The following is a 15,658-nucleotide window of genomic DNA, read 5'->3' as shown; positions in this document are numbered from 1 at the left end:
TTATAAATCCACTTATAAATACTAGCATTGGAAACTTTATGTAACTTCTCCAATTGAGGAACACTGAATTTCCCTGATTCAAAATCCGAAACCAACTGTCGTTTAAAATCTTCTGAATAAACTCGCTGCTTCCTGATTGTCTTTAAATTTGCTCTCATAAGGTAATCACTTCTTTGTAAAAGTGGTCAACCTATATCAGGGACGTACATAAAACTCTACAACCATATCAGACCTCATCTATCCAACCATATGCTTACACCTAAACAAATGCATCAACAAAGAGAACTAAAACCAAAACAGTATAAAACAAAAATTCTCAGAGAAGCTAGCTTCTCTGAGAATTAAATAATAAATTTAATCTATCAATAATCTGTATCGATTATTTAGGACTGGTCATTTATATAATCGTGGATAGATTTTAATTGTGCTTTGGCTCTATTTGACCAAATAATCTTCAGTTTGCCCATTTACCAGTTTTCTGATTCTTTTTCTAAATCCTCTTGTGTAGTATATTCGCCTTGTTCTATTTCTATCTGGGCATCTATCAACTCTTGACGATATTCCGATTTTGTTAGAGCTTTTCCTTCTATGGTATAGGCTGCGATATCATCTTCTCTATAACTTTCCATAACAGCTTTTACGATTTTTAATAGGCGCTCATCTGCAGTACTTACATATTCCGATATAAGATTTCTTAACTCTAATGCTCCCATAATGTTCAGTTTTACATTCACAACAAAGATAATTTAATATACTGATATTTTTATGTTTTGATTTTTGCAAATACACATTTTAGTAATTATGAAAGTTTTTCAAATCGGTTCGGAACAATTTATTATAACAGCTCATTGGTAAAACACCTGTGGTGCGCCCATAATAACTTGCCGAGCCGATATGTGAGTCCTACTTTTCTATACCTTGTAAGATCTCTTTTGCTTTTAACAATACCTTTTCATCATTACAGTTGATTATTGACTGTATTATCTCCATTTTTAGATGTATGATTTCAGATTCGGTCATTTTTCCTATAACGTAGTTTTACTTGTTCTTACTTGGGCGTTGCTTCTGATCAAAAACTCTTGTAATAAATATCTTATTATTCCCTTCTCGATATGTGATTTTACATCCTTCTGCAAAGATTTTTCGATACTCCCTTTTCAAGTATGCAAACTGATCATCTATAGTTCCAATAGCTGTATAATCATAATCAGGATTTTCTAATTGCTCTGTACTTGATCGTATATTCTCAGAGATTTCTCTTGACTTTTCTTTACCTTTTAATTTTGTATTGAAGCGAGTTATTTTTTCTAAGTCTTTGGAGGCACGATTTGTCCAAAAGACAGGTTTTATTATTCTGTCCAACTCTTGATAAGGTCTTTTACGTCTTGCTGACTATGGATTCTTCCTTCTTTAATATCTTCTTCGGCTTCTGCCATTAGCTTATCTTCTCGTCGTTGTTCCATATAGGCTTTTGCCATTTTATAGAACCTTTTTAATGACTTATCATCTTCCTGACTTATAAAGTCTTGCAGTTCCTGTCTAATATCTACCATACTCATAATTAATTCTTTTACATTCACAACAAAGATAGTTTAATATCCTAAAATTTTTACATTTTTATCTAGCTTGTCCTCCAAGAGTATTTTTAAAATCCATTTTCCACTGACCTAGATAAGCTTTGAATATTTTGGCAATATTTCGGGCATCATCAATTCCTCTATGATGAGTGCCATCCAATTGCAGATTTTCTATTTTCAAAGCCTTACCCATTCCAATAGGTTTTTTAAGGTTTTTAATGGATGCATATTGATGTTTTATGCTTATATGATTGGTAAGCCAATCCGTATCTAAATTGTGTAAAGCACAATCGTTGCCAAACTGCTTTTTATCATAAAATCCCCAGCTACATAAAACGTATGGCTCGTCTATATTAATCCAATTTTTGAATCGTTTTATTACAAGATCAAAGGTGTCTGCAGCATCAACTTCTTTTTGTAGTATAGTCGTCAATTCTTTACAAAATTCTGATAGGATAGGATTAAGTTTTGGTTTAATAAATTCGCAGAACTCTCCAATAGATTCTCCTCGTTCATTAATTTTGACTGCTCCAATTTCAATAATTTCGTTTTGTTTATTTAGGTTCCTGTCTTTCCAGCAGGTAGCCTCAAGATCTAATATGATGTAATTCATTTGTTTTTAATCTTTGTTTTACTGCTCAAAACCTATTCGTAAATCCTTCCGTTTTCCAGTAATTCGCCAATAAATGACCAATCTAAAGAACCAAATCTTTCTTCATTGTCAATCATACATCTAACACCACATTCTAAATTGGCAAAAGGATCAAAATTATACCATCGATGACCGGTTTCAGAGTCTACGCCAAAATATCGTAATTCATTTTTAAGTTGATTTTCTTTCATTTTATGCAACTCTGCAATTTGAAACCTTAACACTGCAAGGGTGAATTCGTAAGGTTGTAATGATGAAGTGTTTTCTTGGTCAAATGCATAATTAATCCCTGGATTAGAAAATTTTTTACTCATCCTATTGCTATCTGGTGGTTTAGTACACTGTAACCAATCATTCTGAAAATTGATAGGTTTACCTGTAAATGATTCGTTGATCATCTTTAGCACCAGATCAAAAGTTAATTTCTCTTTTTTATATGCTTCAACCCTATCATAAAGCGCTAATAGGAATTCTTCTAAATCCTTATTTTCATAAATCTGTGATAGATCTTCTATCGCTTCGTAAAATTCTTCTAGTGTCATTATTGTTTAAAAAGTATGTAATTGAAGAAACATCATCAATTTATATTAGATTTCTTGATATTGGATGTGTTTTGATCTACTCCATATATATAAATCACTAGATATACCTAAAACAAAAGAGTTTCCTGTGTCAGAAAAACCATAAGCCCTGTCGATACCATAATGAAATACATCTATTTCTATGCGTTTATCATTATTAACCAGATACATAACTTCGGCCTCTTTCATCACTTTTCTATAATCTAGTCGTGTTTCTTGTTTTATTTTGATTTTCCATCCGTCTTTTGTTTCTTTCTTTATGGGGTCTTTTGCTTCAAAGCCTCCACATATAAAAACTTCATCCTTAAATTTCCCGAAACCTTGTACAATTCTTGTTTTTTCATCCCATTCTTCCATATAATAATCATATGAGTCTCTTTCAATTTTTTCTGCTTTGATGCAATCAAATATTCCTCTTCCCTGGCTTGAAAGAAGCATCAATATATCAGTATTTGGTTTAAATCCCATTTCTCGCAACCCGCCAATAGCAAATTTTTCTTTTTTAAACCACATTAAATTTATTTTTGATGAAATTTATACTTCTTTAATATTTCTTCGGCGAGCTCTACGTTTCCACCTATTAAATCATCTTTTGAGGGGTTGTCATGTAGTTTTTTAATTGCAGACAAGATTTTATCATTTGGAATAATTTTTACACTAGGATTTAATATTAATCCTATTAAAATTGAATATTTCCAAGGATCATCATTGGTTTCTAAAATACTGATGATCTCATTGTCAATTTCATTGATAAAGGGCGAAAAATAATCGTATAGTAATCCTGCTTGCACCCAATTAATATCTTGCATCCATTCTAGTAACTTAGGAAGAATGTCCCGAATTTCATGAATTGATTTTTTATTCAATCTATGAATGAAATCTACATCAGCTTTATCTTTCGGTATTAAATCTTTATTATTCAAACTCAATATGTATTATGAAAGAAGTATTAAAGAAAAGCGTCAATTCGAGTGATTTTTCATAATAAAATGAAGAAAAATTGTATCGAGAATAGCTTTTTGTATCCAAAATCCTATTCTCGATACACTTCTTCCTCTGGTCGAAGCACTCGAATTGACGGATTTTAAATAAAATAATCAAAATGCACAGCAAGTTATCCAAAATTAAAAGTACATTTTATTATCAATCGATATCAGTTTCTTTAAAAAACGTTTCAAAATCATCTTGACCAACTGTTGTACTGTGACAATAGTTCTCTTTAAAAACTAATTGATCTGTAATTGCCCCTTTAAACATGACTCCTTCTACGCGACAATTTTTGATGATTGCATTTGTCATATTTGCTCCTCTAAAATCTGCAGTTTTAATATTGCATGTAATAAACTTTGCATTGGCTAAGTTGGTGTTTCTAAGATTCAAAAATAAAAAACACTCCTCAAAATGTATGTTCTGCAAATCTAAACCTTCTACAGAATTATCTTCATTAAAATTCCAATTCGCAAATTTACGTTGGCCATTTTTATAAGCAGAAATGAACTCGCTTATCGTTTTGTTTTCTGAATCATTCACATTAGTCATTTTAAAGATTGGCTGTTTTTGTAGGATAAAGAAGTTACTTTGCGTCATTCCGAATACTGAACTCGTTTTAGTATTCAGGTTGATATAAGACTTTATCACAAATTACGGATATTCAATTATTTTTTCCTATATTTTGATGACCATAAAAGTATCCACTAATGAACAAATTGTAAGCTTCCTCACTTTCGTAATCGGGTTCTTCTTTTAAATCATACAATTTTGTGAGGATTTCAGGATATTTTTTCTTGTTACTCTCTTTAGTTTTAAAATCATTTTCAACGTAGTTGATTACTCTTTCTATAGTTGTATTCATATATAACATGCTTCTATCTATAGAGATTTGTACATCCATATTATTACCGCCATATTTTGCGCTATAAACTCGATATATATCTTCTAAATTCCCTAGGTTATATAAATAAAAACAAAGTTGATATAGACAAAGGTTCCTTCCTGTTTCCAATACACATTTAAACTCTTCATGAAACAAAAGGCGTATTAATTCAACATCTTTATTTGAAAAATCTTCTAATAGAACTTCAACAATTTCTGCACGTATCGTAAAATTATTATCGATAATTTCTATATCCGGACTCTTTTGAAACTCAAAGTGTTTGGTTAAAGTTTTAGTTTCAAAAGTTGCTATCCTGCTTTTTTCTACTACTTCTTTTGCGTTCATATGTTTTTCTTCTTTAATAACACAATTATATAAAATAGCTGCGCACCGACTGCTTTACTTGAACTTTTGCGGTTTAAGACACGATTTTTTGGAGCCATATTATAATAGTATACAGCTATACGAGTGTCGTAGACGTGATTTGGACGAGTTTAGGGGCATTTTAGAAAGATTTTTGTACTCTTTTTTAGAAATTTAATGTGCCTCAACGTGTTTATGCTCCTTTCGAAACTTGGCAGGCGATACCCCGGTATATTTTTTAAAAGTACTGTAAAAGGTACTTACATGTGCAAACCCCACTTCATAACCAATAGCTTCGACTTTATATTTGCCTGCATCGGGCGCGCAAAGAAGTTTTTTAGCTTCATTTACACGGTATTCGCTTATGATCTCATCAAATCGTTTTCCCGTAACCTGATTTACTATTTTTGATAAGTGGGTTCGATTCGTTTTTAATTTTTTAGCAGTACTATCCAAGGTTAGGTTTTGTTTTCTGTAGAAATGTTTATTTTCTATTAGATTTAAAAATGAATTAAAAAGCTGATTTTTAACTTTAGATGGACTAATTTCTTCAGGTTCAATATTTTTCTTAACCTCCTGAAGTAACATACTAATTGCTTTGCGATCTTTTGCCAATTTAAATTGATATAATCCTCTATATCCAATCCAATAAAACATAATTGATATCCCTAACCATATTGGATAATAGAGTTTTAAGCCTTCTATATTAAATTTTATGGACACAGTGTACATAGCTGACCATAATACACAAAGTATCAGTCCAGCTCTAAGTAATTTTTTCAACCATTCAACATCAATTTTACTATTCTCTTTCATTACTCTTTTTAATTTATTATATGATAAAAAACCTACTAATAATGCAATTGTAAATGCAAGATATTCCTCTCCTATATAAAAAACTTTAATCCAAAAAGGAATATCATTTGTAAGGTCATAAATAGTATTAATTGATATATGAGTAATTGAAGAAATTAGAAAAGGAGAAAACAAAATCCATACAGCATATTTACCAATTTTATCACCTACATAATCATTTACATATATATAAAAAGTAATAGGAAATAATAAATGCCAAGGAAGGTAGAATAAGGTAATTTCTTTAAAATGAACTTCGAGTCCTATATCTATAAACCAATAGTATAGATTATTAAATGATAAAGTAATAATAGTCAATGCTAAAAACCTATTTACCTTATCACTAAAACCTTTTGAAGTCAGAACTACTATGCCAAATAAAAAACCTTGTATTATGCCAGCAAACATGATTATATTAAAAACATTGAAATCTAAATTCATCAATAAGGTTTATAAATAAATTTACAAAAACCAGCATTTAATAAAATGCTGGGTTTGGATAATTTTTTAAAAATTATACTTATCGTATTGAATCAATTAATATATTTTATTTCAATAACAATCCAATTTTCTTCTCTCATTTCAAGAGAATAAAAAATTTTCTTTATTTTAACTTCTTTATTAATAGATGTAAAAATAACATTTGCAGATTGCTTACTTATAGTCTCAGTAACATTGTAATTATAATATTTAAACTGACTTGTAAACTTTTTATTATTGCCTAAATTATAAAAAAAAGATACCATTTCTTTCCACTCCTTTTCAGGATTTTTAGACCCAGGATATTTCTCGAATACAGCTTTCACATCAATATACTTTTTAGCTTCCTCAAAATTTAAAATAGATTCAGCAGATTGAAGTTTAATAACTGTCGTTAAAGGTCTTTCTTTCACCTTTTGCTTATTACATGCTAAAGATGTAATTATTGCAATCATTATTATTATGTATTTCATTGTTTTAGTTTTTACCAAAATATTCTAAATAAGGCTTCGCCTGAACACTTACTGGTCCTTTTACTTTTTTCGCTCCTTTAGCTTTTAAAGCCGCATTATAAAGATTATTTGGAGCAATAACATCTGTTGCTTTGTAACCTAACGCCCTTAAAGTCCAACCAGGAGATATTCGTTGTTTTGCGTTTATCTGATTTCCAGAACCTAAAGCCGTGTTAGCTACTCGTTGTGTAAAAGTTGAGCAATTATTCTTACAGGCATTATATTGATTTCTATTTTGTATTTCTGTTTCTGCAACATTTTTAGCTGCTTCATCTTGTTGGAATGAAGTTGATATTTGAACGATGCCATCAGCAGACCTACCTTCTGTATGTACATTACCATTAACTTGTGTAGTTACATCAGTGTTTTTTAAATCACTAATACTGTTTATCTGTATACCTTCTGAATAACCTGAATCAACATCATCTTGCATATCTAAATTACCAACGGGGTCTTTAGGCCATAAATCATAATAAGTGAATGTGCCATCCGCAACTTGTTCAGTAACTGGGTTCCCATTAGCATCTAAAATATCATTCCCATTGGCATCCTTTTTATTTACTGTTTTATAATTATCAATAGCAATCCCAGCATGCCCTGTTTCTCCTCCATTTTTATCTGTTGAAAACCAAGTCAAAATATAAATATCATTCCCATCAGGATCTATAACGTTTACGGGATCATTAATGGCATAAGTATATGGAGACCAATTATAATAGGTATCAGCATGATTATCAATGTTCATCCATCTACCTAATGCAGCATCATAATTTCTAGCCCCAAAATCCAACCAATCTAATCCCAGTTCATTCTGTTCTTCTTTACCATTAAACCCATAGGGATGCACATTTCCAGAGATCAAAGAAAGTTCCTCCTCTTGAAAGGTCATCCCAAAAGGATAATACGCTTTTTCTTCGCGTATCTCGTTTTGATAATCCCCATCCCCATCGATATCGGTGTTATTTTTAAGAACGTCTACTTTCCCGTCGCTATCAGCGTCAGAGTAGGAGAGTCGGATATTGCCTAAATGGTCTTTAAATTGATAGATATATTTATACCCATCATCCTCTTTTTCTACATACCCTTCCGGTTGGTTAAAAAAGTCAAGGTTTCTATTTTTGTAGACAAAGTTACCGGCGTATAGCGTTTCATCTATCGTACTCTGAGTAATCACTTGTTTTTTTAGCTTCGTACCTAGAGCATCATAAATATACAAAATAGTTCCCGATTGGGGTGTTCCTTCACCTTCCACCGGAAAAACATCGGGATTACTACCTCCACCAGGATTGGTAATGGTAATCGTTTCGGGTAAGTTTAGATGATTATAGGTTATACTTGAGATGCCTTTACCTTCATCGCTAATCATATTTCCGTTTAGATCATAATTATATTGACCTCCAATACCAGAATATGGTATTTGGCCAGCGGGATCAAATGTCAAATCTACTACTCCTGATAATCGATTTCCCGATTCATAAATATAAACCAGATCATCTATCAATTCACTATCGCTCTCAAAGCCTCCTCCTAGAAATACATCTAACCCTAGAAATGCAGTTTCTGCAAGTATAGCTCCTCCTCCTAAGTCACCGTTTGCTTTCTTTCCGTTTCGTTGTAAGCTAAGTAGGTTACCGCCCTTATCATAAGAAATATTTGAAACATCATGCCTTGCATCACCAGTAAAAGCATCGGTTAATCGGTTAAGAGCATCATAAGAATAGAAGTAACCTTGTTTAGCATCTTGGGTAGCCGAGTGCCATTCGGTCTTGTTAATATTTCCATTAAACAGAGGAGCAGCAACTCCCAATTGATCAGTATAGCCTATTCCAAAAGCAAATACATCGTCTCCTAAATTATTTACATCATTGATTCCTTTTAACCAACCGCGGATGTTGTAGTGGTAATTGACGGTTTGCAACGGTGAGACTGCCGCGCTACCGCTCGCAGTGACGGTACCACCAACATTTTTTTGAACTAACTGCCCTAACTCATCATACGAATTGGCAACGATTTGTTCTGCATCCTGATTGTTGATCTTTTGATTTTGAGAGGTAAGCCTGCCTACATGGTCATAGGTAAAAGTATCTTCGGTAACGATCGCTTCGTGGCTGCCTTTTTTATGGTAGGTATGGGTTTTCTCTACTTTTCCTGTAAAATCAAGCTTGCTTTTTACACTATCATGGGTATCCAGGTATTCGTTCTTACTCTCTGTATAGATCACCCTTCCTTTATTATCATAATAGGTGACTGTAGTGATCCAAAAAGAGGTGCCTAGTACTTTTACTTTACTTCCTGTAGACAGGGATTTGGTACGATCACTGGTACCTACCCCGTAGACCGTACCCGGATCATTGATCCCTGCCCTGTCAAAATCATAATCATCATAATAATTAATCGTAAGCACTTCTGCATTTTGTACGTTTGGATATCCTCCATTATTGTAATGCATAGTGGTACCCCCAATCATCACTGCACTACCTCGTTGTACCCATAACTTATTGTTATATGCTGTAGCTTCAGTTTGTAATTGTTTTCTTGTTTTGTTGGGTATGGTGATCTTACCGGTATAAGCTACCCTACCAAAGGCATCGTATTTGGTAAAGAGCCATTCGTTTTTTGCTTTTTGGTTAGGATCCTGGGTAAGTACGGGTTGGTCCAGTTTGTTATAAACAATCGATTCCCAATTGTTTTGATCTCCTTTGCCAGGGATTTTCTTTTCGATGAGTCGGTTTCTATAGTCATATCGGTATTGGTAGCACAGCTCATTAAGTTCACTTTGAGTGACCCCGTCACTGGTATTTACTTTTGGGGGGATGACATAAGTAAGATTCCCGAAATCATCATATACGTAGTAGGTATCATGTGCACCCCCTCCGGCTTCGCCACCTCCCCCTGTAGAGGGGGAGGAGCTATTGAAAGTTCTTTTAAGAATAACGTTACCAAGCTTATCTTTATATGCTCTAGTTGTTCTTAGGTCTTCATCCCCGGGCTTCCAGTTTTCATCTTTGGTGATGGTGACATACAGTTCATTGGCAAGGTAATGCCCATTTTGTTGTAGTGCAGGGGCTTCGGTGTTATTGGGATTGGGAAAGTTGACATCAAATCGAATCACTTCCCCTGTAGTATTGGTAGCCCAATCAAATTTGATGGTATGATCATGATCGCTACCTGGATCGGCTTTCCAGGCGGTCCCCGGGGCACCTTGTTCTAGCACGCGATTAAGTGGAGATTGTTCAAATACACTTTCACTATAGGCATTCACCTCTAAGGGGTTTGTGATCCCAGGGAAGTCTTCGCTGTGTTTGTTTAGGTAGTAGCTGTTGATATCATCGAGAACATTTACGGTTTTAAATGTCCCGTTATCTCCTGATACAAAAGGAAGGTATTGCTTGTCTTGCCTTCCGTAATCATCATAGGTGATATGGGTAACGATATCCTTTTGATCGGGTGATGCATGAATAGCTCGCTGTTGTTTAGCCCTGCCCAGTCCATCGAAGTAGGTGACGCTCTCTATCACGTCTTTATTGTACCGAATCTCAGAAGGGCTATTCATAGGTTCCTGGTAGAGGCGGGTAAAGACATAGTTTTCATTAGATAGGTTTAGATCATGTACCGGGAACAGGCAGCCTTGATATTCTCCATATTCAGCTGGACACCTATCATCGGCATTAGCCACATAGCCTTCAGGTTGTGAACATGCTCTTTGGGTAGTATTGGGATCACCTAAGCCATCGTCATCAGTGTCAGCATACCAGGTAGTAAAATTCACAGTAACCTTTGCGGCACTGGTGTAACTTGTTTGTCCGCAAGATACCACCCTTCTTCTATACCATCGGGTAGCGGTTAAACCACCAGGAGGGTCATATTGATTAGAAGTTGCTCCGCTAATATTGGTCCAGCCACTACTGCCGTTGTTAGAATATTGCCATTGATAGGCATATCCCCCTAAACCATTCGCCGGGGAAGTACTATTATTTATAGTTGACGGGTCACCCCCATAGCATATCGACTGTGTGCCGCTGATGGCCCCTGCGGTTAAAGGAGGGTTGACTGTTACTTTAACAGCATCGGTATATTTAGTTTGAGAACATGAATAGACCCTTCTTTTATACCATCTTGAAGAAGTCAACCCACTGGGAGGGTTGTATGTATTTGAAGTAGCCCCACTAATGTTTGTCCAGCCAGTACTGCCATTGTCGGAGTATTGCCATTGATAAGAGTAGCTGCCATTCCCACCAGAGGCTGAAGAAGTACTCGATAAATTACCAGGATCACCATTAAAACAAATGGTCTGGGCGCCTAATATACTACCGGGAACTAATGGGGGATTCACAGTTACTTTAACAGGAGAGGTATATCGTGTCTGGCTGGCACAAGATGCCCGTCTTCGATACCAGCGCGATGCCGTAAGTCTTGGAGGGTCGTAACTAGTGGCGGTAGCCCCTTCAATATTGGTCCAACCGCTACTACCATTACTAGAATATTGCCATTGATATGATACGCTGCCACTGACCCCTCCTGCTAAAGATACATTAGACAATACACCTGGGCTTCTGAAAAAACAAACCGTTTGATCCCCGGTTATGGATCCCGGGCTAAGGTTGACCATATTGACATAGACCGATGCCGAACTTTCACTCCACTGGTTAGTTACATCAAACTTGGCGCGAAGATAGTACCTACCACTACCTTGATTGGCAACGAAGGTAGTTCCACGACCAAGATCTGTACTGGTACCATTGGGTGATTTGCCTTGCCAGTACCATTCTACATTATCAGGAAGCCTATCGTTTCTCTTTAGGGTAGCCCGCCCACAACCATTACTAATGATGGTTGGGTTTTCTGGGGGGTCTGGTGAGACAGCAGTCACCATAACCTCTAAGTCTCCAAACACCACATCATTCCCTGATTCTTCATTCTCGGCAGCGACACTTACCAACTTTCTTCCCGGGCGGGTCCATTGTACCCGAACCCTATAATTATCTGAGCTTATTATTTTACCATCGGCATCCCACTGTGTAAAGAAAGGTGGCTTGGGACTCCGTTTGAGGTTATAGGTTCGAATTTCACCTTGCAGTACTGAGGTATCACCACCAATTACAGAGGATTGTGATACTACATTAGAACTACATAAAGCAAAAAATAGCATCAAAACCATAGCAGTGAAGCTATATGTTTTGGGTCTGAGGTGCATATTTGTTTTCATATTATTTATAAGTTGTGTGCTCTTTTTAAAAAAGTGTGATTTTTGTGTTTTTTTACCGATACATAAAAAGATCAGTGACTTGTTCAGATCTCATTTCCGGTATTTGAGATTTGTAATTTTCAATTTGTTATTCGATGCTTATGACTTGAGCACTTTATTGACCTTTATAGTTGTATTTGTTTTCTGAAATCAGCTTACCTTCTGCATCTTTTACAAACTCGAGGCGGTTAAAATCATCGTAGGTATAATAGGTGGTGTAGCCTTTGGGATCGGTCATACGGGTCATTCCTATTAGTGGATCGTAGGTGTAAGTAGTCACCATGACGTTGGGTAAACTACGTAAGGTATTTTCTTGAGTAGTTGTTAATCCGCCTGCAGCTGTATGAAAATTAGCTCCAAATCCTGGTAAAGCTTCAATTTGAGATCGAGTTGCATTTTCTACTTTGGCTACGGGGTATTTTTTATCATACCCCCAGATATAGGATATAGAAATTCCGTTTTCTCTACTAAGCTCTGTAGGGTTACTATGATCATCATAGCTGCGGTATATGATCTTCTGTCCGGTAGTGTTGGTTCCTTTTACTGTTTCAATGGTTTGAGGTAAGACCTGGTTTCCTGACAATTGCTTATAGTGATTTATATTCTTTTCCATGAGCACTTCATGGGTATCATGTTCCAGATTATCATTACCGTCTATAAAAACTGTGGATTCGATCACATCAAACTGGTTATTGTTTACCATTTGGCGCTCTGCTTGGGCTAGCGGCGTTGGTTTGTCTTGTGGATACATAAACTTACGCACGATCTTCTTATTTTCACTATCTACGGTACGGGTATGTTTCACCTGGTAGTGCTGGTCATAATCATAGTAATATGAAGTATGTTCAATAACATCTCCATACTCATAAAATTCAGTAACCTCAGTTTCTTTAAGTTTTACAATTGAAGAGTTTAATCGGAAGGTTCGATATTTATTATGAATGTTATTAATATCAATATCACCTGTTCTTCGGTTTTTTATAGCGTAAAATACGATCAGTTTTACAACCTTTGATGTGCTAGTATTATTTGAAATAGCGCCAAAATCATAATGATTCAAGATTCTTTTTACTGGGATATAGGCTCCATCCTTAAACTTATAGTTCGTAATGGATATAGGTTTTCCTCTTTTACGTTCATTATCATCAGGCAAGTGATAAGGTGGGGTAAAGTATTGCCCATCGTCATAAAATGTGCTAAATCGATACACTGTCTTTCCGATATTTTCTGCTTTGTTCCCTATGTATTCTGTTACATAATGGTACCCCCCATGGTTTCCTTGCTCCAAAGTCAGGGTATTGGCCGGTCTAAACATGATGTGGTGATATAACGTTATGGGTGTGCCATCTTGAAGTACCACTTCATCATAGGCATAATAGGATGGAAGCGAAAATACTTTTCCTGAAGTATTACCATTTTGGTCGGTGTACTCATAGTTCTTTTTAATTGTATTACCAGCCTCGTCGGTAAGAATGGTTTCTTTGATCCGGTTACCTCCGGTGTAAATAATATCATAGGGTTCTGGATCTGTATATTCTTCCCATTCCAGCTGTACTCCAAAATCGTCATTACCATCATCAGGATCCTCAAAATCATTATTAGAGATAGCCCTTAAAATATAGTCTCCCGGTTGAATGGTTACAGTTCTTGGTATGTTATTGCCGGTTTGATTATCGAAAGTATCGTGAAGAATTGCATATACACTACCGTCACTATTTAATATTCTCATCAAATAACCACAATCATAACTCTCCACATCCCCACATTCGTCCCCGCCTAAATATACAGTAGCACTTATGGTGCCCCCAATGGTTGGGTTTGAAACGACAAAGCCCGGACCTATGGTAAAGGGATTGGAATAATTCTCAGTAATTTCATCAAAATATGCCCTATCTTTATCAATATGAGCATACATTTTTTTAAGTGGATTATTTTGTAGAAAAGCAATATGTCCCTGAAGGTGGTCGGGAAATTCTGCTCGATTACTTTCATAATGATATTCTGCTGATCCCCCTGTGGGGTATTGGATTTTCTTTAAAAGCCCTGCTTGAACTCTTAGTGTATCGATCCTTGTCCCATCAACCTCACTAGGGGCTTCAGCAAAGACAGAAAAAAGCCCATTATTTCTACCGTTATAATACCCCCATTTATCATGAGCCGTAGAGAATCGACTAGGTAACACCTGAGGGTCATAGGTAAATTGATAAGGAGGAAGGAGACTATTGTCTTTCCCTACTTCACGTATTGATTTAAGAAAGATCCGTTTCTTGGCTTCGGGGGCATTGATATTAAAGAAATTGATCATGTTACGGCTATCAGTAGAGGTAGTATGCTCATAATCAAAATTGAACTTTTTAATTCTATCACCAATATTATTATAAACCGATACGCTAGAGAGTGCAGTAGGGGTATCTCCGTTAACCCCTCTAAGATCCTCTCGTGTAAAGTCGTATTCAAATCTGACTTCTCCATTTTCAAAAGCAATTTTACTTACTTTTTTTTGCGCATTTCTTATTTCAGAGAAATAAGAGGTTTTTACAAAATCATGACCTTGCCTTGCTGCGACTTCTTCAAATCTTTGATAGGTTGTAGTATATTCAGTTTCATAAGAAAATTGAATTCGTCGGTTGGATAGAGGGACTATTTCCAAAAGGTGCCAGGTATTTATACTACCGGCTGATGAGGGGTTAAAAGAACTTACCCCGTTCTCATATGAAAAGGAGTAATTTCTTGCCACATTGTTTTCTTCTGTAGCAGTGATACCACTACTTGATTTTCCAAAATAATATCGGGTCCCTTGGGTATCGGTAACGACAAATCCTTCAATCTTGCGTGTGGGGTCGCCTATGGTTTCTATTTTTAGATCATCAAAGGTGTTGAGGATTGGCTTTTTTGTATCCCTGTCAAACATAAACTTACCGCTAAAGCCTAAAAAATTAAATATAAACTGATCAGGCATACGATCAAACTCTCCGTTTAGCTCGGCAGCGTAAGCAGCTTTTCGGGTAGTTTCAGAGGTAAAAAAATTATCATACCAGGGTTGGTTTAGATATCCGGTACCGGAACCAGAATCATCGGCATTACCGCGTATTTGTCTAGTGATCATACCCCCAGCGTTCAGTGACCATCCCATCCCGTAACTAGAGGCCAGCTCTGCCAGTTTTACCCCACGTGCATGATATGATAACCCGATAGGTATCCCTACGTCTTTTGTAGTGATGGTATACAAAGGAATGTTGATATTGGGCAGTCCTGTATACGCAGATACCGGGATTTCAACATATTGTGCTAATGATGCTGCATTGGGCGAAGGGGACATGATAATTGGCAACTCTTGTGCAAAAGCAAACGTTGCTGTTAAAAAAAGTGATACAAATAATCTTTTCATTGGTTTGTATGTTGTGTGATTAGTGATTGATTGACATGGTGTATTATCGTATTAAAAATTCAGGTGTCGAATCTATAAAGTGATATCAATTTCATCGCATCATCTCACTTCATTACCACTTTGTAGTAAACA

General features: G+C 35.6%; 13 protein-coding genes. All 13 read right to left on the bottom strand.

What is annotated here, in order from left to right; genetic code table 11:
• Positions 1 to 467 precede the first annotated feature (467 nt).
• The 13 genes from J8281_RS10545 to J8281_RS10485 all read right to left on the bottom strand — a co-directional run bounded on the left by J8281_RS10545 (position 468) and on the right by J8281_RS10485 (position 15,526).
• The gene (locus J8281_RS10545; RefSeq protein ID WP_210197578.1) at positions 468 to 713 is read right to left on the bottom strand and encodes a hypothetical protein; all 246 of its coding nucleotides are present in this window, start codon (positions 711 to 713) and stop codon (positions 468 to 470) included.
• Positions 714 to 1,038: 325 nt separating this feature from the next.
• Entirely contained in the window at positions 1,039 to 1,362 is a 324-nt protein-coding gene (locus tag J8281_RS10540) for a type II toxin-antitoxin system RelE/ParE family toxin (protein ID WP_210197577.1), read from the bottom strand.
• On the bottom strand, positions 1,350 to 1,580 hold the full coding sequence (locus tag J8281_RS10535; protein ID WP_210197576.1) for a hypothetical protein: 231 nt from the start codon (positions 1,578 to 1,580) through the stop codon (positions 1,350 to 1,352). Before J8281_RS10535 ends, J8281_RS10540 begins: the two co-directional genes overlap by 13 nt.
• Positions 1,581 to 1,617: 37 nt before the next feature.
• A complete protein-coding gene (locus J8281_RS10530) occupies positions 1,618 to 2,190 on the bottom strand; it encodes a 3'-5' exonuclease (protein ID WP_210197575.1) in 573 nt (190 codons plus the stop codon).
• A gap of 32 nt (positions 2,191 to 2,222) precedes the next feature.
• Positions 2,223 to 2,771, bottom strand: a complete 549-nt coding sequence (locus J8281_RS10525; protein WP_210197574.1) for a hypothetical protein — start codon at positions 2,769 to 2,771, stop codon at positions 2,223 to 2,225.
• 45 nt (positions 2,772 to 2,816) lie between these two features.
• Positions 2,817 to 3,323, bottom strand: coding sequence for a hypothetical protein (locus J8281_RS10520; protein WP_210197573.1), 507 nt, complete (start codon positions 3,321 to 3,323; stop codon positions 2,817 to 2,819).
• 5 nt (positions 3,324 to 3,328) lie between these two features.
• The gene (locus tag J8281_RS10515) at positions 3,329 to 3,733 is read right to left on the bottom strand and encodes a DUF5071 domain-containing protein (protein ID WP_210197572.1); all 405 of its coding nucleotides are present in this window, start codon (positions 3,731 to 3,733) and stop codon (positions 3,329 to 3,331) included.
• Positions 3,734 to 3,953: 220 nt separating this feature from the next.
• Positions 3,954 to 4,340 (bottom strand): pentapeptide repeat-containing protein, encoded by a 387-nt coding sequence (locus tag J8281_RS10510; protein ID WP_210197571.1) that lies wholly within the window; start codon positions 4,338 to 4,340, stop codon positions 3,954 to 3,956.
• Positions 4,341 to 4,461: 121 nt separating this feature from the next.
• Positions 4,462 to 5,028: a hypothetical protein gene (locus J8281_RS10505; protein ID WP_210197570.1), complete on the bottom strand. Its 567-nt coding sequence runs from the start codon at positions 5,026 to 5,028 to the stop codon at positions 4,462 to 4,464.
• A 192-nt stretch (positions 5,029 to 5,220) separates the two neighbouring features.
• Positions 5,221 to 6,342 carry an AraC family transcriptional regulator gene (locus tag J8281_RS10500; protein ID WP_210197569.1) on the bottom strand — a complete coding sequence of 374 codons (1,122 nt, stop codon included), beginning with the start codon at positions 6,340 to 6,342 and terminating at the stop codon, positions 5,221 to 5,223.
• A 92-nt stretch (positions 6,343 to 6,434) separates the two neighbouring features.
• Positions 6,435 to 6,854: a hypothetical protein gene (locus J8281_RS10495; RefSeq protein ID WP_210197568.1), complete on the bottom strand. Its 420-nt coding sequence runs from the start codon at positions 6,852 to 6,854 to the stop codon at positions 6,435 to 6,437.
• Positions 6,855 to 6,858: 4 nt separating this feature from the next.
• A complete protein-coding gene (locus J8281_RS10490) occupies positions 6,859 to 12,099 on the bottom strand; it encodes a DUF6443 domain-containing protein (protein WP_210197567.1) in 5,241 nt (1,746 codons plus the stop codon).
• Positions 12,100 to 12,253: 154 nt separating this feature from the next.
• Positions 12,254 to 15,526 carry an RHS repeat domain-containing protein gene (locus J8281_RS10485; protein ID WP_210197566.1) on the bottom strand — a complete coding sequence of 1,091 codons (3,273 nt, stop codon included), beginning with the start codon at positions 15,524 to 15,526 and terminating at the stop codon, positions 12,254 to 12,256.
• Positions 15,527 to 15,658: the final 132 nt, after the last annotated feature.

This window comes from Aquimarina sp. U1-2 (assembly GCF_017897595.1).
In the GTDB taxonomy this organism is placed as follows: Bacteria; Bacteroidota; Bacteroidia; order Flavobacteriales; family Flavobacteriaceae; genus Aquimarina.
The sequence above is the reverse complement of the archived record's forward strand: the minus strand, read 5'-3'. Positions and strand labels throughout refer to the sequence as shown.